Origin of the sequence: Nostoc sp., from assembly GCF_036919595.1 — a bacterium.
Lineage (GTDB): Bacteria > Cyanobacteriota > Cyanobacteriia > Cyanobacteriales > Nostocaceae > Nostoc.
Genome location: NZ_JBALCO010000048.1, coordinates 1 through 21,974 on the forward strand (window position 1 = coordinate 1; position 21,974 = coordinate 21,974).

Annotated in this window: 19 protein-coding genes, 1 pseudogene and 1 riboswitch; of the genes and pseudogenes, 13 read left to right on the forward strand and 7 right to left on the reverse strand. The window is 41.0% G+C overall.

The genetic code is table 11. From position 1 onward, the window contains the following. Window positions 1-180: hypothetical protein (locus V7K21_RS06505; RefSeq protein ID WP_335172601.1), on the forward strand; the 180-nt coding region annotated here is incomplete at its 5' end. A gap of 283 nt (window positions 181-463) precedes the next feature. On the opposite strand, the gene V7K21_RS06510 is transcribed toward V7K21_RS06505, so the two are convergent. Continuing rightward, on the reverse strand, window positions 464-877 hold the full coding sequence (locus V7K21_RS06510; RefSeq protein ID WP_335172603.1) for an AbrB family transcriptional regulator: 414 nt from the start codon (window positions 875-877) through the stop codon (window positions 464-466). Between the two features lie 472 nt (window positions 878-1,349). On the opposite strand from V7K21_RS06510, the gene V7K21_RS06515 reads away from it, so the two are divergent. The 3 genes from V7K21_RS06515 (at window position 1,350) to pyrR (ending at window position 3,619) form a co-directional block, all read left to right on the forward strand. Continuing rightward, window positions 1,350-1,790, forward strand: coding sequence for an Rrf2 family transcriptional regulator (locus V7K21_RS06515; protein ID WP_335172605.1), 441 nt, complete (start codon window positions 1,350-1,352; stop codon window positions 1,788-1,790). A 231-nt stretch (window positions 1,791-2,021) separates the two neighbouring features. After that, on the forward strand, window positions 2,022-2,993 hold the full coding sequence (gene cbiB / locus V7K21_RS06520) for an adenosylcobinamide-phosphate synthase CbiB (protein ID WP_335172607.1): 972 nt from the start codon (window positions 2,022-2,024) through the stop codon (window positions 2,991-2,993). Window positions 2,994-3,082: 89 nt separating this feature from the next. Beyond that, window positions 3,083-3,619 (forward strand): bifunctional pyr operon transcriptional regulator/uracil phosphoribosyltransferase PyrR, encoded by a 537-nt coding sequence (gene pyrR, locus V7K21_RS06525; protein WP_298920883.1) that lies wholly within the window; start codon window positions 3,083-3,085, stop codon window positions 3,617-3,619. Window positions 3,620-3,634: 15 nt separating this feature from the next. On the opposite strand, the pseudogene V7K21_RS06530 reads toward pyrR, so the two are convergent. Further along, window positions 3,635-3,838, reverse strand: a pseudogene (locus V7K21_RS06530) (hypothetical protein); the annotation flags it as partial. A gap of 432 nt (window positions 3,839-4,270) precedes the next feature. Between V7K21_RS06530 and V7K21_RS06535 the strand changes: the two are divergent. Continuing rightward, a complete protein-coding gene (locus V7K21_RS06535; protein WP_335172611.1) occupies window positions 4,271-5,551 on the forward strand; it encodes a DUF4912 domain-containing protein in 1,281 nt (426 codons plus the stop codon). Between the two features lie 84 nt (window positions 5,552-5,635). Continuing rightward, window positions 5,636-6,562 carry a phosphodiester glycosidase family protein gene (locus V7K21_RS06540; protein WP_335172613.1) on the forward strand — a complete coding sequence of 309 codons (927 nt, stop codon included), beginning with the start codon at window positions 5,636-5,638 and terminating at the stop codon, window positions 6,560-6,562. A 209-nt stretch (window positions 6,563-6,771) separates the two neighbouring features. Here V7K21_RS06540 and V7K21_RS06545 read toward each other — a convergent pair whose 3' ends face one another. Continuing rightward, entirely contained in the window at window positions 6,772-7,140 is a 369-nt protein-coding gene (locus tag V7K21_RS06545; protein WP_335172615.1) for a hypothetical protein, read from the reverse strand. 816 nt (window positions 7,141-7,956) lie between these two features. On the opposite strand from V7K21_RS06545, the gene V7K21_RS06550 reads away from it, so the two are divergent. Together V7K21_RS06550 and ovoA are read left to right on the forward strand one after the other, a co-directional pair. Then, window positions 7,957-10,182: an EAL domain-containing protein gene (locus V7K21_RS06550; protein ID WP_335172617.1), complete on the forward strand. Its 2,226-nt coding sequence runs from the start codon at window positions 7,957-7,959 to the stop codon at window positions 10,180-10,182. An 875-nt stretch (window positions 10,183-11,057) separates the two neighbouring features. Beyond that, complete coding sequence (ovoA, locus tag V7K21_RS06555; RefSeq protein WP_335172619.1) at window positions 11,058-12,419, forward strand: 5-histidylcysteine sulfoxide synthase; 1,362 nt, start codon at window positions 11,058-11,060, stop codon at window positions 12,417-12,419. Window positions 12,420-12,577: 158 nt separating this feature from the next. Here the strand turns inward: ovoA and ilvC are convergent, their stop codons facing one another. Further along, complete coding sequence (gene ilvC, locus V7K21_RS06560) at window positions 12,578-13,603, reverse strand: ketol-acid reductoisomerase (RefSeq protein ID WP_335172621.1); 1,026 nt, start codon at window positions 13,601-13,603, stop codon at window positions 12,578-12,580. Between the two features lie 240 nt (window positions 13,604-13,843). Between ilvC and V7K21_RS06565 the strand changes: the two genes are divergently transcribed. From V7K21_RS06565 to V7K21_RS06585, 5 genes are all read left to right on the forward strand, one after another. Next, complete coding sequence (locus V7K21_RS06565) at window positions 13,844-14,770, forward strand: DUF4349 domain-containing protein (protein WP_335172623.1); 927 nt, start codon at window positions 13,844-13,846, stop codon at window positions 14,768-14,770. A gap of 234 nt (window positions 14,771-15,004) precedes the next feature. Then, window positions 15,005-16,366 carry an NAD(P)/FAD-dependent oxidoreductase gene (locus V7K21_RS06570; RefSeq protein ID WP_335172625.1) on the forward strand — a complete coding sequence of 454 codons (1,362 nt, stop codon included), beginning with the start codon at window positions 15,005-15,007 and terminating at the stop codon, window positions 16,364-16,366. 108 nt (window positions 16,367-16,474) lie between these two features. After that, window positions 16,475-17,710 carry an LL-diaminopimelate aminotransferase gene (locus tag V7K21_RS06575; RefSeq protein WP_335172627.1) on the forward strand — a complete coding sequence of 412 codons (1,236 nt, stop codon included), beginning with the start codon at window positions 16,475-16,477 and terminating at the stop codon, window positions 17,708-17,710. A gap of 112 nt (window positions 17,711-17,822) precedes the next feature. Then, window positions 17,823-18,461 (forward strand): Uma2 family endonuclease, encoded by a 639-nt coding sequence (locus V7K21_RS06580; protein WP_335172629.1) that lies wholly within the window; start codon window positions 17,823-17,825, stop codon window positions 18,459-18,461. 136 nt (window positions 18,462-18,597) lie between these two features. Continuing rightward, a complete protein-coding gene (locus V7K21_RS06585; protein WP_335172631.1) occupies window positions 18,598-19,338 on the forward strand; it encodes a DUF559 domain-containing protein in 741 nt (246 codons plus the stop codon). A 120-nt stretch (window positions 19,339-19,458) separates the two neighbouring features. On the opposite strand, the gene V7K21_RS06590 is transcribed toward V7K21_RS06585, so the two are convergent. From V7K21_RS06590 to V7K21_RS06600, 3 genes are all read right to left on the reverse strand, one after another. Further along, complete coding sequence (locus tag V7K21_RS06590; RefSeq protein WP_335172633.1) at window positions 19,459-19,755, reverse strand: hypothetical protein; 297 nt, start codon at window positions 19,753-19,755, stop codon at window positions 19,459-19,461. Next, a complete protein-coding gene (locus V7K21_RS06595; protein ID WP_335172635.1) occupies window positions 19,752-19,934 on the reverse strand; it encodes a hypothetical protein in 183 nt (60 codons plus the stop codon). The genes V7K21_RS06590 and V7K21_RS06595 overlap by 4 nt, the downstream gene beginning before the upstream one ends. A gap of 164 nt (window positions 19,935-20,098) precedes the next feature. Next, a complete protein-coding gene (locus V7K21_RS06600; protein ID WP_335172637.1) occupies window positions 20,099-21,439 on the reverse strand; it encodes a voltage-gated chloride channel family protein in 1,341 nt (446 codons plus the stop codon). Window positions 21,440-21,534: 95 nt separating this feature from the next. Continuing rightward, window positions 21,535-21,621: riboswitch (Fluoride riboswitch) on the reverse strand. Window positions 21,622-21,974 lie beyond the last annotated feature (353 nt).

Below are 21,974 nucleotides of genomic sequence, written 5' to 3' on the forward strand. Positions count from 1 at the left end.
ATCGAATCATCATTCAATTTACTACAACTTGGGGTGGGAGAGGCTGCCAACGGCAGCTTCTCCCACCCCTTAACAATGATTATCATTTTTGTTATCTGTATATTTTATTTTCTGGAAGTCCCTTATCCAAAATCCAATATTGGCACGGTCAAGGGTCAAAAATCTTGGACTTTTGATTAATGACTCTTGAGTACCAATTTTAGATTGAAGAAAACCCAATAGCGCAGCGTAAAGCCTTCTCTTTGAGAAGGCTTGTCTGCGAAACGCTCCGCACAACGGCATGGCTTTACGCTGCGCTACCCTTGCGTCTTTTAGGTTAATGCCAGACTAATGTCTCGCTACGCGTTTTCACCCCTTGTGGGTAACACAAATCCAAAATTCAAAATTTTCAAGCCTCATCCGTTTATTGACGGGGTCAATCCAAAATCTAAAATTTGTTGACTTTGGACTCTTGACTATATTATTAAGCTGTAGCTTCTATGGCTTCATCATCTTCTTGATCTTCTGGATCTACCTGTCTCAGACGAATGTGCTTTTTGCCTAAAGTGATCAGAAATTCATCTCCTGGTTTAAGATTCATCTGTTTTGTATAAGCTGAACCTATAAGTAAGTTACCATTCGATTGCACACTAATTCTATAGCTGGCACTACGTCCACCACGCCCATTAGCACTGGGTGTACTGTCCAACTGAATGCCTTCAGCATCAATTAGGGCATTTAAGAACTTCATCATATTGACGCGCTCTATACCGTTTTTGGTAATGGTATAGTAGCCGCACTTCTTGGCTTTGTCTTCCTTGCTCTCGTTCTCTAGCTCTTTGACTTTTTTGAGCAGTTCTTCACCGAGTAGGGGTTCAATTTTTTTCTGTTTAGGCATCAACTTAGGTCGAAAATGAATGTTTGAAGTGTTTGAATCGATTTTATTTTAGCTGACATTGACCTAATAGGAACATAATCCTTTAGTTTTTATCTCAACCTAGCCAAGTATATTACACTCATAGGCACAATTGTTATGTGATTAACAATATTGCCAAAACAATCTATTTTATAGAATGCTGGCAATGCTGATAACTATATATATATAGTTAGTGAATCACTTCTAGACTATACAAGTTTTAAGTTTTCTAAACTAACGCTCAAAAGGTTGTTTACAAGCTTTAGATGATAACTAAGTCAGAGAATGATAAGTAAAACTGATCCTTAGTCAAAAGAAGAGGAGGCAGTGCGGTCTTAGGGTTTCCCCAAATGGAGCAATAAGCGTGTTTCCCCAAAAAGAGCAACTACCGTTTAAGGGTCAATATTTGGATTCGGGAAAATTGACTATTGACTAAACAATAAACCTTGCCAAAATGAAATTAACTACCAGAGGACACTATAGTGTGAAGGCGTTGCTAGATTTGAGTTTACAGCCAAAATATGGCCCTGTATCAGTGAGAGCGATCGCCAAACGCCAAGATATCCCAGCTCCTTACCTCGAAAAATTACTAATAGAAATGCGTCGTGCGTCAATAGTTAAATCAATTCGTGGTAGCATCGGTGGATACCAATTGGCAAGAGAGCCTGCACAAATATCTATAGGACAAATTTTAGAAGCAGTTGGCGAGACTAGCCATTTACCCCATCACACTCCAGCACCTGCACAAGCTGAAGATTGGGTAACATTTAGCCTCTGGCAGAGACTCAACCAAAAGCTTAAAGAAGCTTTGTACAGTATTACTCTGGCAGACCTTTATTACGATGCTCGTAGTTGGCAGGCTTCCCTCGGAGAAGAGGCTAGTTTTGTGGTTTAGTAAAGAGTCAATAGTCAATAGTCAATAATCCAAATATTGACCCTTGAGATCCAGTTCACTTGAGAGAGGAAACTCCTGCACATAACTGGCTCCTCTTGACCACGAATTTTAGATTTTAGGTTTTTTGGTTCATGCCCCAGACTTCCTACCGCTGTTCGCTTTCGTGGTCAGGGTCAATTCCATTATCCCAAATCCAAAATCCCAAATTGGTTGACCCTTGACCAGTAACTTATGACTAATAGCATCTATATCTTAATAATTGCTGCACTTTTAGATTACTTAATTGGCGATCCTTGGGATTGGCCTCATCCAGTGCAAGTTATGGGGTGGGTAATTTCTCGCCTGACTAAATCTTCTTTGCAATTGTGTCAAAATTCTCTAACACAACGCCTAGCTGGAATTGTACTAGGCATTATCCTAATAATTGGTAGCGGCCTTGTTGGCTTTTTGATTATTCAAAGTGCTAGATGGGTTCATCCGTTGTTGGGAATTGCAATAGATAGTATTCTTTTGGCTAGTTGTTTTGCTGGCAGAAGTTTGCAAGCAGCAGCAGCGGCTGTTTTACAACCTTTAACAGCGGGAGATTTGCGGCAGGCTCGGAAGATTTTAAGTAATTACGTTGGTCGAGATACACAAAACCTCTCACAAGCAGAAATTTCACGAGCCGTTTTAGAAACGGTTGCAGAAAATGCCACCGATGGGGTAATGGCTCCACTTTTTTATGCAATTGTTGGTGTCTTTGTGCCACTTGTGGGGCCAACTCCCTTGGCTTTAGCATACAAAGCCAGCAGTACCCTTGATTCAATGGTGGGCTATCGAGAAGCACCTTATACTTATTTGGGATGGTTCTGTGCGCGGTTGGAAGATTGTTTGACTTGGCTACCTTGTCGGTTAACAGTTGTGACTCTGGCGCTGTTATCAGGTAAACCGATGCATGTTTCCCGAATTTGTCGTCGAGATGCAATTAATGATCCTAGTCCCAATTCTGGCTGGAGTGAGTGCGCCTATGCTGCTTTTTTGGGTGTGCAAATGGGGGGTACAAATTGGTATCGTGGGGTAGCTAAGTACAAACCACTACTAGGAGATGCTATTTATCCGATTACTGCAACTTCTATTCAGAATGCTTTGCAGCTGACTCGATATTGTTTTTTGCTATGGTTAGGGATAGCGATCGCTATATTCTTAATACTTCCAAATAGATAATGATAAATATAAAGTTAGGAGTTAGGAGTTAGAAGTTAAGAATAAAAACTCCTAACTCTTAACTGATCACTCCTAATTTATCACTCGCTATGTCTGCCAAAGTAGTTGAAATTCTCTCATCAGAAGAAATCCGTCGTACCTTGACTCGCCTCGCCTCTCAAATTGTAGAAAGGACACGTGATTTGTCTCAACTGGTGCTTCTTGGTATTTATACTAGGGGTGCGTTATTAGCCGAATTGTTGGCGCGTCAGATTGAGACACTCGAAGGTGTAGCCGTGTCAGTCGGTGCTTTGGACATTACATTTTATCGAGATGACCTCGATAAAATTGGATTGCGGACTCCAACAAAAAGCGAAATTCCTTTTGACCTGACGGGGAAAACGGTTGTACTCGTGGATGATGTTATTTTCAAAGGACGGACGATTCGCGCTGCTTTGAACGCAGTCAACGAGTACGGTAGACCAGAGGTGATTCGTTTAGCTGTGTTAGTAGACAGAGGTCATCGAGAATTACCAATTCACCCAGATTTTATTGGCAAGCAGTTGCCTACTGCTAAAGAAGAAGTTGTCAAAGTTTACTTACAAAATTGCGATGGACGAGATGCAGTGGAGTTGATTGGAGATTAGGAGTTGGGAGTTAGGAGTTTGAAGAATTTGCTCGATTTGTAAAGACTGACGAATTTTCAAAGTGATATTAGCCAAAACTTGTGATCGCAAGTTTTGGCTAACTAATTGTGCTTGTACCCGATTGCGATCGCGCAGCACGGCAAGCCGTTCGGTAATATCCATGATCGCCCCTATCATCCGCAATAGCTTACCTGTTTTGTGATCAACGACATAACTCCTTTGCATCCTACTCCTTTGTTTATGGATAACGGTTTTTGGCTAACCTACAACGTAATGTCAGGAAAAATTGACATTACTCCCATTACTCAACATCAATTAGTTAACAATGTTATGAAAACCTGACAATTAGATCCCAGAAGAGCTGATAAATTCGTGAAACAGCTAGAAAACCTATTGAAACCCCTTGATCCCTACATATGCTTAGTGGTTAATATTGACTTAAGACAACAAATAGGACTCCTCCGATCCCAAAGAAATGCTGATTTTGGCATAACTTGGAATTGATTGGAAGTGATCTCAATTTAAAAACTTAAAAACTGGGCAAAACCAGAAGTCAGGAATAAGAAGTTCATCTGGAGTGGATGACATTTTATATAGCATTCTTTAACCAGGGGAAATCATTTACCGCTTAAACTACTGGAGGCCAAATAAATGGCAAAAGAACGCCCACCATTAGAAGAGATGACCTTACGGCAACTACGCAGAGTTGCCAGCGAATATAGCATCTCTCGCTATAGCCGAATGCGTAAATCACAATTGCTGGCATCAATTTTAGAAGTCCAGCGCAGCAAAACTTTGCTCAGTCCATCTCGTTCGTTGGAGGCACAAGAAACCGTGGAAGCAGCTAAGTTTGAATTAGGTCAGGAAGATCGGACTGGTGGATCTTTGGCTGATGTTGATGAAGGACTCGCCGATCTGCCCTCTGGATATGGTGAAAGCCGGATTGTCCTCTTACCGCGCGATCCTCAGTGGGCTTACACTTACTGGGATATTCCGAATGAACATAAACAGGAACTGCGCCGACAAGGAGGACAACAACTCGCACTACGGATTTATGATGTCACCGACATCAATATCGAATACCAAAGCCCCCACAGTATTCAAGAATATCCTGCTGATGAACTAGCTAGAGAATGGTATATACCAGTTCCAGTTAGCGATCGCGATTATGTGATCGATATCGGTTATCGTGCTGCTGATGGTCGCTGGTTGGTATTAGCTCGTTCTGCTAAAGTACACATTCCTCCTGTCTATCCTTCTGACTGGATTGAAGATGTCTTCATTACTGTCAACGTTGAAGAAGATTTGCGTGGTGAGACTCAGTACGAACTGGTTCACCCTGCTAAGAAGATTGCAGTTACAGCCAATGATGGTGTGAATGTGAATGTCAACGGCAACAGCAACAGCAACGGTAATCCCATCTACGACGAAATATTTGGTTTAGCTGAATCTGCTGAAGCACAAAGGGTTGCTGGTTCTATCTTCGGCTCCCAGCAGCAAGTACCAGGTTCAGCGCGTCCTGAACAAGCCATTAGCTCCTACATTTTCCCATCTGGTGTGGGTCTGTGGGCAATTCCCACCGGATCTGGCTTAACTGCTTCTGGTGCAGGAATGTCAGGTGTTGGCTTCTCGGCTTCCGCTGTACCAATGCGTCCGCGCCAGTTCTGGTTAATTGCCGATGCTGAGTTAATAGTCTACGGTGCAACCGAACCTGATGCTACCGTAACCATTGGTGGCCGGAGAATTCAGTTAAATCCAGATGGGACATTCCGCTTCCAGATGTCCTTCCAGGATGGTTTAATCGACTATCCGATTTTGGCTGTAGCTGCTGATGGTGAGCAAACCCGGTCAATTCAAATGAAATTTAATCGTGAGACACCATCCCGGAATACTAATACCAAAGAAGAAGCTGTTTTAGAATGGTTCCCTTAAGTTTTGGCTCTTAGATTAACTCCAAACTGAAATTTGAAATTATTCCCCGCTATAGTAATTCTGTAGCGGTTTTTTTTGCATTATATGTCTACAAAAAAATTATTTTTGTTATTTAGCTTGATAATTTGTGCAAGCTTTTTATCAGGTTGTCAAGAGATTGAGGCAAATTCAGTCCCAAAAGCATCTAAAACTTGCCTTGGTAAAGATGCTAAGTTCAGTATTGATTTTTTTAAAACCAATAATCAAGGTAAAAAAAATCAAAGAGGCATTAACAATGTGATTATTTTTAATCCCAAATCAGTAGAATTAGATTTCAAAGTTAATGTTGGTCTATCTCATAAACTCTACGCCAAAGATGCTAGGGGGAAACTGCGTAAAGAATATGTACCAAAACAGTTTCATGAACTCATCGCTGATGAGAATGCCAAATTAGACGGCCAGCTACCCATTGCCGCAATTAATGCCGACTATATAGGTACTGATGATAAACCACAAGGCTTAAATGTTTCTCGTGGCGTAGAGTATTCAGGAGCATTTAAAAATAAACGTTCTTCCTTTGGGATATCAGGAGGTATACCCAACCAGCGACAGGCAACTATCCAAACTGGTAAAAGAAAGAGCGATATTCTAAATTATAATTTAGTGGGCGGTAATGGCAGATTCTATCGTCAGGGTAAGTTTAAAGATATTTGTCAAGATTTGGGAGAATTTGCCTGTAAAAATGCAACTAATCGCTCTCTGGCAGCTATCACTAATCAAGGCTATGTAATACTATTAGTTAATGACTTGAAAGCAAATTCAAATATTGAATTGTCTCAAGTTAATCAAGAGCTACTGCCAGATATGTTTGATAATGTCTTAGAAGGTATCGCCAGCAATAACTGTTTAGGTAAGATTCAAGAAGGGATTTTATTTGATGGAGGGATGTCTCCAGGATTATATTATAACCAGAAAACTTATGTAGAAAACCTTGGTCCGATTGGTTCAGTTTTTTTAATTTACAAAAAATAAAATAGTTTAGAAGTTTAGGGCTGTAACGTAACTACGCCCGTTGTAAATATCGACTTTTGTACCATCAACAGGCTACTCTAGATTGGATAGCTTGGGAGCATCCCATTTTGGAAGAAACATTTTTGGTATCTCACCCTAAATCCAAATACTTTGTCCAATAAAGACTTTTGTCGCTGGCTAGGACTGGTTTACTTCCATCTGGCTCAATTTTAGAGTACTGACCTTTTAACTTTTTGCGAATTCTCAAGCTTGTTTGGATTCACCCAACGATTAACAAATTCGTTGTTATGTTTGTACACCTTGATTTGCACTTGCTTGGAGCTTAACTTGACTACTTCTCCAGGAATTCTTTGGACATCGCTAGAATCTGTGCGAGCCTTGTAAAGCCAAATGACATTTTGCCCTACTTGAAAGTAGTTAGAATTGCTAGTTAAAGAAGGCGCTCTTTCTGCCCAAGAAGGGAAAGCAATTGCTAAGTTGATCAAAAGTACTAAGACCACTAGAGTGATTTGGAAAAGTTTCATGATCATTGCACTTGTCTTGGGTCTGGTGGGGTAATCAATCTGCTGCTCTAGCATTTAGCTATTGTCCTTCTTTGCTTTCTCAAAGTTGAAAAGTAGATACACTAAAACTTCTTTGGGCAATTTAGCATTACTTTGCTCTTTGAACTCTGAGCGAGTGGCTCAGGAATGGGCGCTCCGGCACTGGGTACTGTAGAAGTTATTATTATTAAGTTCTTGGTTGGAGTCCCAATCCTCCATAAAGAGTTCAAAGTTCAAATCTCTACTGACTTCAGGATAAAGCAACTTTAATAATAAAATCAAATAGTCTTATTTGTTGAAACGATAACATTAATTTATAATAAAAGTTGTGATGCTCTGACTTGAGATCACAATCTCTATCTCAAGTTTGCAACTTAAATCATGCATTCTCCCTAAAACAGAAGATACTTTATTGACTTGTTTGAGAACTTTTGTTATTTATTGAGCAATACGCTTGCTCTAATTCCCTCCTCTTAAAAAGGAGGGTTAAAAAGGATTAAGCCTTAACTTAAGCGGATTGGTTTATTGAGGTTAGATTATTTTTTAAGTAATATATTTACTCTTAATTAACCCAGCTAAAAATTATTCCTATTGTGGCTGATATTTGCCTTGATTTAGCAACTTAAATTGTTAATATAACTCCTCATTAATTGGCTTAATTACACAAAATATATCAGTAAATACTTAAGCATTTAGTATAACCTTGTGGATCTGTTGCTGAGTTACCTGCTCATCTAAATTATTCAATTAATTAAACTCATCAAATCTTCATCTATTTGAAGTGTAGTTTATCTTTTACATTAAAAATAGTGGGAATAATAAAGGAAATCGGATTGAGCAGATTAGTTAGCTATGAGCCAAATATGTGCTATTTCCAAAACCTGTCCTTGTCGTAATGTTGCACGCTGCCGGACTAAGGAGGCAGGCAGGCTCTTTCTCTGGTTCCCCGTTCCCCATACACTGAAAAAAGTCACCTCCTACCTACAGCAGTTCGCCCTGAAGTATGAACTGATGCACAAGCGTCCAGGTCTGAGTTTGGACTGTAGACCCGGACAGTCACAAGAAATTGCCCGTAACCTGGCCCAACTACTTGCACCGAGAGAATTAAGAGAGACGCAAGTCCTTTTCCTTCAAGGTGCTATCCAACCTCAACTCCATGATTTTAGTGACATAACCTCATTACAACGCTTCATTAAGTTCAACCAATCCGACTGGCTGATTGAAATGCTAGCAAGGGAACGATTCACCAGTTACTTCCAACCAATTGTCTCAATTAAGGATACATCGCAGATTTATGGATATGAATCACTCTTGCGAGGGCTGGATGAACAAGGCAATTTAGTGCTACCGGGACCAATTCTGGAGTTAGCAACTGAAGCTGGACTCTTACCACAACTCGACCGAGTTGCTCGCCTAAGCGCGATCGCTCAATTCAGCCGCCATCAAGTAAGCGGGCAGATTTTCATCAATTTTGCACCAACGTCACTTTATGATCCAGCTTTTTGCCTACACAGTACCCTAGAGGCAATTGATCAAGCAGGCATCTCCCATGAGCGGGTTGTTTTTGAGGTTGTGGAGTCAGACAATCTTCAAGATTTAGACCATCTCAAGACAGTGATCAAATACTACCGGGATGCTGGTTTTTTAATAGCCCTTGATGACCTTGGGTCTGGCTATTCCAGCCTAAACTTGCTGCATCAGTTACGTCCAGACTTTATTAAGTTGGATATGGAGTTAATTCAAGATGTGCATCAAAACCCTTACAAAGCTTCGATTACAGAGAAGCTTCTGGAGATTACTCAAAAGTTAAATATCCAGAGCGTCGTTGAAGGGATTGAGTGCATTGAGGAACTAAACTGGCTGCGAGAACGAGGCGCAACTTTTGCTCAAGGCTATTTGATTGGTAAACCCAGTGCAGTACCTATCTCTACAACTCCTCACTTTGATCCGATCACGTTAACTGTAGCATCAGCAGATGGTAAGCAAGTTGAGCAGCAGGTTCAACACCAAAGCGAGTCCGAGCGAATTGTCGCGGCTGTAACGCAACGCATTCGACAATCATTAGAATTAGACGAGATTTTGCAAACCACAGCAGCCGAAGTGCGACAAATGTTTGAGGTAGACCGAGTAGTGATTTACCAGTTTGAGCCAGACTGGAGTGGTTTAGTCGCTGTAGAATCCTTAGCAGAAGGGTGTATGTCCATTCAGGGATGCTTCATGGACACGTGCCTTCAACCCACGCGTGCAGCTTACTTTCAACAAGGTAGCACCAGAGCGATCGAAGACATTGAAACTGCGGGACTATCGCCGTGTCATGTTGACTTCCTCCGAAGTTTGCAAATCAGGGCATACCTTATCGTGCCCATTTTGCAGCAAGACGGTTTGTGGGGACTATTGATCGCTCACCAATGCCGTCATACCAGACAATGGCAGCAATCGGAGATTAACTTGTTTAACCAGTTAGCGGGTCAAGCTGCGATCGCTATTCAACAATCAGAACTTTACCACCAATTACAACAAGCAAATCATGAATTACAGCGCCTTGCCTGTTCGGATGGTCTAACCCAAGTGGCAAATCGACGCTGCTTTGATGATACGTTCAACGCACAGTGGCAACGATTGGCACGAGAGCAAGCCTCGCTATCTTTGATTTTGTGCGATGTCGATTACTTTAAGCTTTACAACGATACGCATGGACATCTGGCAGGAGATGATGCACTCAGACAGGTTGCTAAGGCAATCTCTCAAACAGTTAAACACCCTGCTGATTTAGTTGCTCGTTATGGTGGAGAAGAGTTTGCAGTTATTTTACCAAATACTGATATCGAATCGGCCATTGCAGTTGCAAGAGATATTCAGAACAATGTTAGTGCGTTAAAAAAGCCTCATCCCCATTCTCAGGTCAGTGAATTCATCACGCTAAGTCTTGGTGTGGCAACCATCACTCCTCATAGCCAATTATCTCCCGCAACCTTAATTGCTACTGCTGACCAGGGACTCTACCAGGCAAAAGCACAAGGAAGAAATTGTGTGGTGCAGATGGATTGTGAGGAGGTTGACGCTAAATCTCTCCTTTAGCACCAGTCTCCATTTTCTCTGCCAATTGTCGTGAATATTGTTGATCTGATGATTATTCAATCTCAATCACAATTTTACTGAAGTGAGCAGCACTTTTAAGGTAATGATCGACCTGACTTTTCACAGAATCTGAAAAACAAGACAGCGAAACCTAACCCCCCAACTCTACAACCCTTGGAGGAGAATTCAAAGCCTCTCAAAAGCAAGAGCGAAAAGTCTAAGCGTCGGCTTTCGGCGACACCGTTAGCAAGTCTTGCCTACAGCACGCTAGCCCGAACGAGCGTCACAGCCCACCGCAGGTTTAGTTATGCACAAACGATTTGTTAATCATTGCACGATTTATTTAACCCAGAAACTGCGAATTAGATTAACGTAACTTCCTCCCTTTAAGGGAATGGAAATTGAGTAAAATATTTGACATCGTTTGCATACCAATCAGTGATGCCAAAAGTAGCTAGAGAAAATTCTCGTTTCTAGCCTCTGGCTGGAAATGCATTAAAAGTGACTCTGCCGCAAATTTAGGAGGCAAAGCCTCACAATAGCCATTCCTAGCCAGAGGCTGGGAACGAGGAAAGCCTCTCTCCTAAAAGGAGAAAGGTCAGAGTGTATTGCATACAAACGAGAAGTGCTATGTTTGCACTCCAGAAAAATCATCTGAAACTCAGTTAAGATAAGTAATTGAGCGCTAATCCATTATTGATATTATTCTGGCAACCCGTAGTTTAAGTATTTTAAAATACATTCTTGGTCTATTTACAAATTGAGCAAATTGGCTGATCATGACGACACAAGAGAAAATGTAATAAACAACACTTATTTTTGTAATAAGCTGTAGTTTGTGTAACTTATACAGTTAATCTCCTGTCAAAAATATCATGCCTTTAGTTTCAACGCTAAATAGACTGACATCGACTCAAGTCCCCACACTGAATGATTGCAGTTCACAAAGCCTGCTCAACTACTTTCAAAATTCTTGGGAGCTTGAAGAAACACTCATGAAAAGTTTGGTCAGGGAAGAAACTTTTTATTTTAACCCTGATCCTTTAAGAAACCGTCTAATTTTTTATCTTGGTCACTCAGCTGTTTTTTTCATCAACAAGTTAATTAGAGTTGGTTTAATCAAAGCTCGAATTAATTCCCAATACGAAACCCTATTTGAAATCGGAGTTAATCCAGAAACACCGATAGAACTCGACGCAGCTATGCAAGGAGTTAATTGGCCTGATGTAAAAAAAGTTTGGCAATATCGAGACAAGGCACGACAAGCTATTACAAAGGTGATTCAAAATACTTCTCTGGATCTCCCGATTCATCAACAGCATCGCTTCTGGGCTTTGCTGATGGGAATAGAACATAGTCGCATTCACTTTGAAACCTCTTCGATGCTGGTGCGTCAATTGCCTACTAATTGCCTAAAATGTCCCCAAGGCTGGAATTATGCACCTAGCAAGGGGAATATTCCCAAGAATGAAATGCGCCGGGTTCCCGGTGGTGTGGTGAAACTAGGAAAACCCAAGGATGATCTTACATTCGGTTGGGATAGCGAATATGGCGATCGCACTGTTGAAGTAAAACCGTTTTTGGCTAGTCAATATTTAATCACTAACGGAGAATATCTGAAATTTGTTCAAGCTGGTGGTTACAACAATCCAGACTACTGGAATGCTGAATCTTGGGATTGGAAGCAACTCTACAATGTCCAACATCCCAAATTCTGGATACCCTTGCAGGATGGCTACCGCTATCGAGCCACATTCGATGAAATAGACTTACCCCTAAACTGGCCTGTGGAAGTCAATTACTACGAAGCGAGCGCATTTTGTCGCTCTCAAGGCTCAGAAATCCGCTTGATGAGTGAAGCCGAATGGAATCAAGCTTTACTTAGCTGTAAGGATAACCACTTATCAACTAACTCTAATCTCAACTTACAATTCATTTCCCCCAGCCCAGTGGGAATGTTCAAACCAGCTAATTGTGCTTGTGGACTTTATGATCTCAGAGGAAATGTCTGGGAATGGATAGGGGACACTTTCAACGCCCTACCAGGATTTGAACCTCATCCGCTTTACGAAGATCAAGCAGCACCCTTTTTTGATGGCAAACATCAGATGATGCTCGGCGGTTCTTGGGCTACTAATGGTGCAATGGCATTACCAACCTATCGCAACTGGTTTCGTCCCTACTTTTATCAACACGCCGGTTTTAGAATTGCTCAAAATTTAAAAGGAGATTATTGAGAATGAAACAAAATCCTATTTTACCACAACCTGGTCAAAAATCAGTTTGGGCTTAACTCAAGCGTATTGTATTATATATAAGCAATCCTATCTGAGTTTGTGAAAATTTGCGGTGTCCAAATCCCCGACAACTTTTACGAAGTCGGGGAGCTAACTTTTCATGAATGATTTAGTCCTTCTGCTTTTGCTTCAGCTTTTTTCAACCAGCTAAACATAGCGCGTAAATCTTTGCCAACTTCCTCAATTTTGTGTTCAGCTTCTTTGCGACGCAAAGCGGTAAATCCTGGTTTACCAGCTTGATTTTCCAGAACAAATTCCCGTGCAAATTGTCCAGATTGAATTTCGCTGAGAATTTTCTGCATTTCAACTTTGGTTTGTTCGGTCACAATCCGCGGGCCACGGGTATAATCGCCATATTCAGCTGTATTAGAAATGCTGTCGCGCATTTTGGCCAAACCGCCTTCTACAACCAAGTCAACAATCAGCTTGACTTCATGCAGACATTCAAAATAAGCCAATTCTGGTTGATAACCAGCTTCTACTAAAGTTTCAAATCCGGCTTTGATTAAAGCACTCAAACCACCGCACAATACTGCTTGTTCGCCAAATAAATCAGTTTCGGTTTCTTCGCGGAAAGTAGTTTCGAGAACACCAGCGCGGCTACCACCGATACCTTTAGCATAAGACATGGCGCGATCGCGTGCCTGACCACTGGCATCTTGATAAACTGCAAATAGCGCTGGTACACCTTCACCCTGTTCATAAGTCCGCCTGACTATATGCCCCGGCCCTTTGGGTGCTATCATCACCACATCTACGTTAGCCGGTGGTACAATTTGCCCAAAGTGAATATTGAAACCGTGGGCAAAAGCTAACACATTCCCTTCTTCTAAATTGGGTTCAATCTCGTTTTTGTAAATCGTTTTTTGAACTTCATCAGGTAACAAAATCATGATGAAGTCAGCAGCATTGGCAGCATCTGCAACATTCTTCACAGTTAACCCAGCTGCTTCAGCTTTTTCTACTGACTTACTACCCGGATATAATCCCACAATCACATTCAAACCACTATCTTTTAAATTGAGAGCGTGGGCATGACCTTGCGAACCATAGCCGATAATAGCAATAGTTTTTCCAGCCAAAAGGTCTAAATTGGCATCTTCGTCATAATACATCCGGGCCATAGAAGCATCTCCTGTCAGCAAGCGTGGTCATTAATTTGCAGGCTTACGATTGTACCTCAAATTGAGTAACCACGGAACTATGAGCCATTAACAATTCGTAATTCGTAATTACGTTACGGATGGGGATTTACTTTACCAAACTCAGCACTCTTCATCTCTGTTACAGAAATCGCAACAATACAGGTTTTGAGTTTTATGTGAGCAATACTGAAGTTAACTTCATCCATCTAGGGGTAGATTATGTACACTTCGACCCAATTACCGCGCACATCTGCTTTATTTATGAGTGTGTTATTAGGAGGGGTGATTTTCACCAGTTGTGCTTCTTCCCATCAGTCAGCAAATCAGGCTTTACCTCCAATTGCAGCCAATGACGCGGTAAATCCAGCATCTGCACCTGCTCGTGAAAACAATGTTTCCCAAAAGGCGGAAGCTGCACCAATAGCCCGTTCTCGTCCCCAACTGATTAAAAAGGCAGCAATTTCTTTGACTGTCAACTCTGTAGATCAGACTATTGATGCCGTTTCGCAAATTATCAATAAACAGCAAGGGGATTTGATCGGGTTGAAACAACAACAACCCAAAAACGACAACCCGCGTTACACAGCAACAATACAATTGCGGATACCAGAGAATCTGCTGGAATCTACCTTAGAACAACTAGCGAAATTGGGCACTGTTGAGAGTCGCAATATCACTGCGGAAGATGTAGGCGATCGCTTGGTGGATTTCCAAGCTAGATTAACCAATTTGCAGAAAACTGAAGCCAATTTGCAAAAAATTATGGATCGGGCAGGTTCTGTTAGAGATGTGCTTAGTGTCGCCCAAGAACTGAGTAATGTCCGGGAAACGATAGAACAAATTGATGCCCAACTAAAAAGCCTACAAAATCAAGTTGCTTATTCCACTATTACGCTGAACCTAGAAGCAGCAGTTTCTAGCACCAGTCCCCAACCTGCCTTTGGTTTGCAAGTTCAGGAAACTTGGAACAACTCCACCCACTCTTTGAGTGCATTTTCCGTTGGCTTATTCAAGCTGAGTATTTGGTTAATTGTTTACAGTCCCTATTTGTTAATTTTTGCTGCTCTTGTCTATGGCTTTACTCGTTGGCGGCGAACTCATTCACCACGTTTAATACAAACACCAGAATCAACTAGTTCTGAGTGAGCTTGCATAAATCATACATCTACCTTTGATAAATTTACATAAGTAAAAATTAATCCAAATATTGCCAAATCTTATTGTCTGAGTCTCCATCTTGAAAAGTTCTGTTTATCCTGTCGTTTTGATTACTTTAATCTTCAATCAAATGTAAAAAACAATACAAAATATATGATGACAATTTTGATACAAATTTGTTAAGAATAGTTACAATAGTCGGAAAACAGGATAATATTTCTTATGGTAAATTCACTTGACAATAATCCACCTCATAAAGTAGTTATTGTTGGCGGTGGTTTTGGTGGACTGTATGCGGCAAAAACACTTGCCAAGGCAGCAGTAAACGTTACTCTGATTGATAAACGTAACTTTCATCTATTTCAACCCCTTTTATACCAAGTCGCCACAGGTGCGCTATCTCCTGCTGATATTTCCTCACCGTTGCGTTCTGTACTCAGTAAGAGCAAGAATACGAAAGTGCTGCTGGGAGAGGTGAATAATATTGATCCAGAAGCAAAACAAGTGCTCGTGGGGGACGAAGCAATACCTTACGATACGTTAATTGTCGCTACAGGTGCGAAGCATTCCTACTTTGGCAAAGATAACTGGGAAGAATTTGCCCCAGGTTTGAAAACCGTAGAAGATGCCATAGAAATGCGTAGCCGGATTTTTACGGCGTTTGAAGCCGCAGAAAAAGAAACTGATCCAGAAAAACGCCGTGCCTGGTTAACTTTTATAATTGTTGGTGGTGGCCCAACTGGTGTAGAATTAGCGGGCGCGATCGCAGAATTGGCAAATCAAACTCTCACAGAAGATTTCCGCAGCATCGACACATCGGAAGCTAGGATTTTGCTATTAGAAGGTCTGGATCGGATTCTGCCACCCTTTGCACCAGAGTTATCACAAGAAGCGGAAGCATCCCTGACGCGGTTGGGGGTGATTGTTCAGACAAAAACACTGGTAACGAATATTGAAAATGATATTGTTACCCTCAAACAAGGCGATGAAGTTAAAGAGATTGCCTCAAAAACAGTATTATGGGCAGCAGGTGTGAAAGCTTCAGCAATGGGAAAAGTGCTAGCAGAACGCACAGATGCCGAATGCGATCGCGCTGGACGCATTATTGTCGAACCTGACTTGAGTATTAAGGGACATCCCAATATTTTTGTAATTGGCGACTTAGCAAATTTTTCTCATCAAAATGGTAAACCGCTACCCGGTGTTGCACCTGTAGCGAAGCAACAAGGAGAATATGTAGCAGCACTAGTCCAAAAGCGGCTTACAGGTAACAGTTTGTCACCCTTTGCTTATGTTGACCGGGGTAGTTTAGCGATGATTGGACACAATTCTGCTGTGGTAGATTTGGGCTTTATCAAGCTGAAAGGTTTCTTTGCATGGCTGTTTTGGCTATTGATTCACATCTACTTCTTAATTGAATTTAACAACAAATTAGTAGTAATGATTCAGTGGGCATGGAACTATTTTACCCGTAATCGCGGAGCAAGATTAATTACAGGTCAAGAATCACTCACGCAGTTTGGAATTGGCGATCGCAACATTTATTACGCATCAGCCGATAATAAACAGCCGATAAATATTTGATCATTGGCCAAACAGGGCATTGGTTATTTCCCTTGTCCCCCCACTCCCCACTCCCCGCCCTTATAAATTAGCAGTAAGCTGTTTGAGGGCGTTTTTCATAATCTATATATGGCAACTATTAACGACAACTACCTGAAACTGAAAGCGGGTTACCTGTTTCCAGAAATTGCTCGGCGGGTGAATGCCTTTGCTGAAGCGAATCCTGATGCTAAGGTGATCCGGTTAGGCATTGGTGATGTTACCGAACCTCTGCCAGAAGCCTGTCGCACAGCTATGATTAAAGCTGTGGAAGAAATGGGCGATCACAATACCTTCAAAGGCTACGGCCCAGAGCAAGGCTACGCCTGGTTACGAGAAAAAATAGCTACTCAAGATTTCCAAGCGCGGGGAGCCGAGATAGATGCTTCAGAAATCTTTATATCCGACGGTTCCAAATGCGACACTGGCAATATTCTGGAAATCTTTGGTCATGATAACATCATCGCCGTTACTGACCCAGTTTATCCCGTGTATGTAGATACTAACGTTATGGTGGGAAATACGGGGAATGCTAACGATAAAGGTGAGTTTGAAGGCTTAGTTTATCTACCCATTACGGCTGATAACAACTTCACCGCCGAGATTCCCTCAAAAAAAGTCGATTTAATTTATCTCTGCTTTCCTAATAACCCAACTGGCGCAACTGCTACCAAGGAATATTTAAAGGCATGGGTAGACTATGCCAAAGCTAATAACTCGATTATTTTCTTTGATGCAGCCTACGAAGCTTATATTACCGATCCATCACTTCCCCACTCAATTTATGAAATTGAAGGTGCAAGAGAAGTTGCAATCGAGTTTCGGTCTTTTTCTAAGAATGCAGGTTTTACAGGAACCCGTTGTGCGTTAACTGTGGTACCGAAGACACTTACAGGAAAAGCCGCCGATGGTTCCGATGTGGAACTATGCAAACTGTGGAATCGTCGCCAGTCCACCAAATTTAATGGCGTTCCTTACATCGTCCAACGGGGAGCCGAAGCGGTTTACTCTGAAGAAGGACAAGCACAAATCAAGGGATTGGTGAGTTTCTATCTAGAAAACGCCAAAATTATCCGTGAGAAACTCACAGCCGCCGGATTATCAGTTTATGGTGGCGTGAATGCACCTTACGTCTGGGTGAAAACTCCTAATAGTTTATCCAGTTGGGAATTCTTTGATAAGTTACTGCAAACTGTTAATGTTGTCGGAACACCTGGTTCTGGCTTTGGTGCTGCGGGTGAAGGTTACTTCCGCATTTCGGCATTTAACAGTCGGGAGAATGTCGAAGAGGCGATGAAGCGGATTACCGAGAAGTTTAAGGTGTAAAGCGATCGCTTTTGTTAAACTCAATCTATTAATCTAAAGGTTACGGTGGGCTGTATTATCCACCGCAACCTTATAGATAATTATTTAAACTTAGCTTACTTATATTCTGGTTATGACTGCTGCTATCCCCGTTTTCAAACCTGTTAGCCAAATGCAGTTAGCACCTGGTAGCACTGTGACCATTCCAGATGTTAGCTGGGAAGAATTTGAATGTATTTTACAAGAATTGGGAGAAAAAAGAACTACACGAATTGCCTACAGCCAGGGTGCTTTAGAAATTATGGCTCCTTTACCAGAACATGAAATACCCAAAGATTTAATTTCTGATATTGTCAAAATATTGCTGAAGGCTAAAGATATCAGATATCAACCTTTTGGTTCTACCACCTTTAAACGGCAAGGTCTAGCAGGAGTTGAACCTGATGCTTGCTTTTATATTCAAAATTATCAACAAATGATTGGTCATCGCCGCTTGCAACCTGATGATCCACCACCAGATTTAGCGATTGAGACTGATGTTACATCGAAAACTACTCTTGATGCTTATGAAGCCATTGGAGTCCCAGAATTATGGGTTTACGATAGCGGGAGTCTCTCCATTTATTTGCTAAGAGATGGGAAATACATAAAATCTGATACTAGTCCTAATTTTGAGGATATAGCTATTACTCAGATTATCCCCGTTGCTGTGGAACGTAGTTGGCAAGTAGGAAGTTTTCAAGCTTTGGAAGAATTGGAAGCGATGATTTAGTAAATGATCAAACAAGCATTGCTCATTTTGCTTAATTATGATCAAGCTAGCAGTAATTACGTCTTAAAAGCTGTTAAGCTAATATGCATCAAAGTTGCAGCATATTTCTAAAATCTAATATACTTCTCATTTTTTTATGAAAACTCAAAATTTTAACGAAGAGTCTGCAAAAGCTGTACAGTTTCTAATAGATGGACGGGAGAATGATGAAGCTATATTTTTACTATGTTGTACTTTTTTATCTTGGGATTCTGCTTCCTCTTGGTTCGAGATAAAACTTAAAACTCGACGACCTAATTATGATATTCTTCTTGATAAAGAACATTCTATTACTAAAGCTATTCATCGAGCTTTTGAAGCTATACTACCTCTTGATGAATGGGAGGTTAATAAGCTGTATATAACTCCTGTAATAGAGTTATCGAATATTCCAGATATCCAAGCTGATTGGCATGATAATTTGCTAAAAAATGCTCTTGGAAGAGATGGAAATAATCAGGGTACATTCATTTCTGATGAAAAAGTAAAAAATTGGAATGGCTTTAAATTTGCATCCCTTAGTGAAGTCCAAGTTGCAAAAGAATTAGATAAACTAGGTGTCTTATTCCTTCCGAACTGCAAAGCGCGATTTAAGGTTGGATATGGACGCGGTGAATGTTATCCAGATTTCCTAATATGTCATCAGGGAAAGTGGGGAATCCTGGAAGTGGACGGTCCACACCACAATACACAAAGCTATATTCAGCGCGACCGTAGTCGAGATCAATCTTTAAGGGCCTACGGAATATTTATTGAGCGCTTTGATTGGAAAGATTGTCAACGGCAGCCAGATTGTGTAGTTAAGCGTTTTTTAGACCTACTAGATAGCAACAGGTGATTATTGGTAAGTTTAATTAATAGGTAAAAGATATTGACATGAATCAACTAACTTATAATTTAAATATGGATGCTGGCACTAAAGATTCGATTTTTCAGAGGAGACATAGTGCGATCGCCTTCACGTAGTACTTGCCAAGTTAGCGTTTTGGGTATGTTTGGCAGAATTAGTTTCTTGCTCAGAATACATAGCAAATAGCTCACTAAAAACCTCTTCTCCATTAATCTCTCCACTACTAACAAATCGTTCTACCTCAACCGAACCATCGTCAAAAAATTCCACTTCCCATCGTTCCCCAGCCACCGCCACATTTACCATAATCGTTTCATCCCGATGATGAGCTAGAGTATAACTAATTTTCTCTTGTTCCAATTGATTTAGAAAAGTAACTAGTTTGCCAAATCCATGATTCTTCATTTGTCAAACCTATTATCGCTTAATAATTTACGAACAACTTTAAAACCTGGTTGATTTACTTCTGCTCCCGCTTCAATCTCTTCCCATAACATTTCACAAAACTCATCCCAACTGGGCGATTCTTCCGGGAGTGGAGCCTGTTTTATACTACCCTTCTTGTACTTCCGGATTTCAGACACCTTTTGCCCAGCAAATTTATGTACGATTTCCCCCTCTCCTTTTGATTGAGTGGCTACTTGACTTTATACAATAGTGATCGCGCATACATCACTACTCTAATTATGCGATGCTTACGGCGGTAAACTATGCACTTTCTCAATTATCCATTAATTGCATCAATAAATTATTCCTGAGAATTACTTCCTGCTTCTTCGCTATCATCTGGTAAATCAATTCTTGGCTCAACTTTTGGTCGCCCATAAGTAGCCAAAGTCAGTCCTTCTTCCAGATATACAGTAGAGTACTTACTCAACCCGATACGCTGTGAAGTATAAATTCCAGAATGACCTGAAAATAGGTAGCTCACTACACAGCCAATAGCAATAAATACTCCCGATTCCAAACCAAATAGTTCAATTCCCATTATAGTCGATGCTAAAGGTGTATTTGCTGCACCTGCAAACACACCCACAAATCCCATTCCTGCTAACAGTGGTGCAGGTAACGTTAAAAGCAACGACAAAGCATTGCCTAAAGTTGCACCAATAAAAAACAAAGGTGTCACTTCTCCTCCCTTAAAACCTGCTCCTAAAGTTAGAGCAGTTAGACCAAATTTTGCTGCAAAATCCCAAGGAGGTAGCTGAGTGGAGAAAGAATCAACGATAGTAGGGATACCAAGTCCAATATACTTAGTTGTACCACTCAACCCAATAATTGCTGCTATGATCGCACCGCCTATTAAAGGACGCATTGGAGGATAAGATATCTTTGCTTTAAAGAAGTGACCAATTTTGTGAGTTACTTGAGCAAAGAGCCTTGCGACTATTCCAAAGATTGCACCTGCGATAATGGCAGCAATCAACCCCCAAATTGTCAGCGTCGGTATAGAGGGAGCGTGTCGGTATGCGGTATGATGCAAACCCAATAGTAAGGTTACTTGATTCCCAACGATCGCAGCAATTAAAGAAGGGAAAAGAGCGTCGTAATTAATTTTACCAATCGCTAAAACTTCTAGACCAAATACGGTTCCAGCTAAGGGAGTACCAAAAACTGAAGCAAATCCTCCACTGATACCTGCGGTTAATAAAATTCGCCGATTGGCTCCTTGAAAATGTAATATTTTAGTTAACTGGTCTGCCAAAGAAGCACCCATTTGCAATGCTGTACCTTCACGACCTGCTGAACCTCCAAATAAATGTGTAAGGTCTGTTCCTAATAAAACAAGAGGAGCCATCCGAAAAGGAATAATATTTTTAGGTTTATGAATTTCTTCAAGTAAAAGGTTATTTCCAGCTTCTACAGTCCGACCAAATTGATGATAAATCCAACCACTCAAGAAGCCACCAAGGGGCAGCAAGGCGATAATCCACCGATGCGATTCTCGCCAATCAGTTGCCCATTCTAGTGATGCCAAAAGAGCTGCAGAAGCCGTTCCACCAAGAATGCCAACTACAACGGAAATAGGCAACCATTTAATTAGGTCGGGTAATACAAGAAACGGTTCAAATTGACGTAGTTGTTTCATACCATGACTCATTGAGGTGCAATCTGTAGACTTACACTTTCTACAGGGGAGTCAGGTAATGCATTTAGCCAAGCCCTACTCTCCCGCAGTCAGCGAAGAAAGTAGGAGCCATCAGCCTTCCAGTGATGAATTTTACCTGTACTAGAAAGGCGGTTTTGGCGAGCTCCATCGCCATAAATACTATTTAATTAATTCAATAATACCATGTTTACTCTTGTATTGCTTTTCGCACTTGTAATTTCTACTTGGATCAACAATTTATTCCTATAGATAGATGCATTTATGATATCTCTTAAATAGTAATTTAATTATAAATAGAGGAAGTATCAAAAAAACTAAATTAGTATTTACAAAACTTAAGTAGGAAAACCGTACTTATCTGATATGTTTTCTGCACCATACATCTAAGTTTAGCTGGATACAATCAAAAAGTAGCTTAATTAATAGACCTCTTGCAAAATAAGTTTTATGTTATGGTGGGGGTTTGGAATTTTGAGACAGCTAAACTTAACTCGTAGTTGTAAATTGCTGCGAG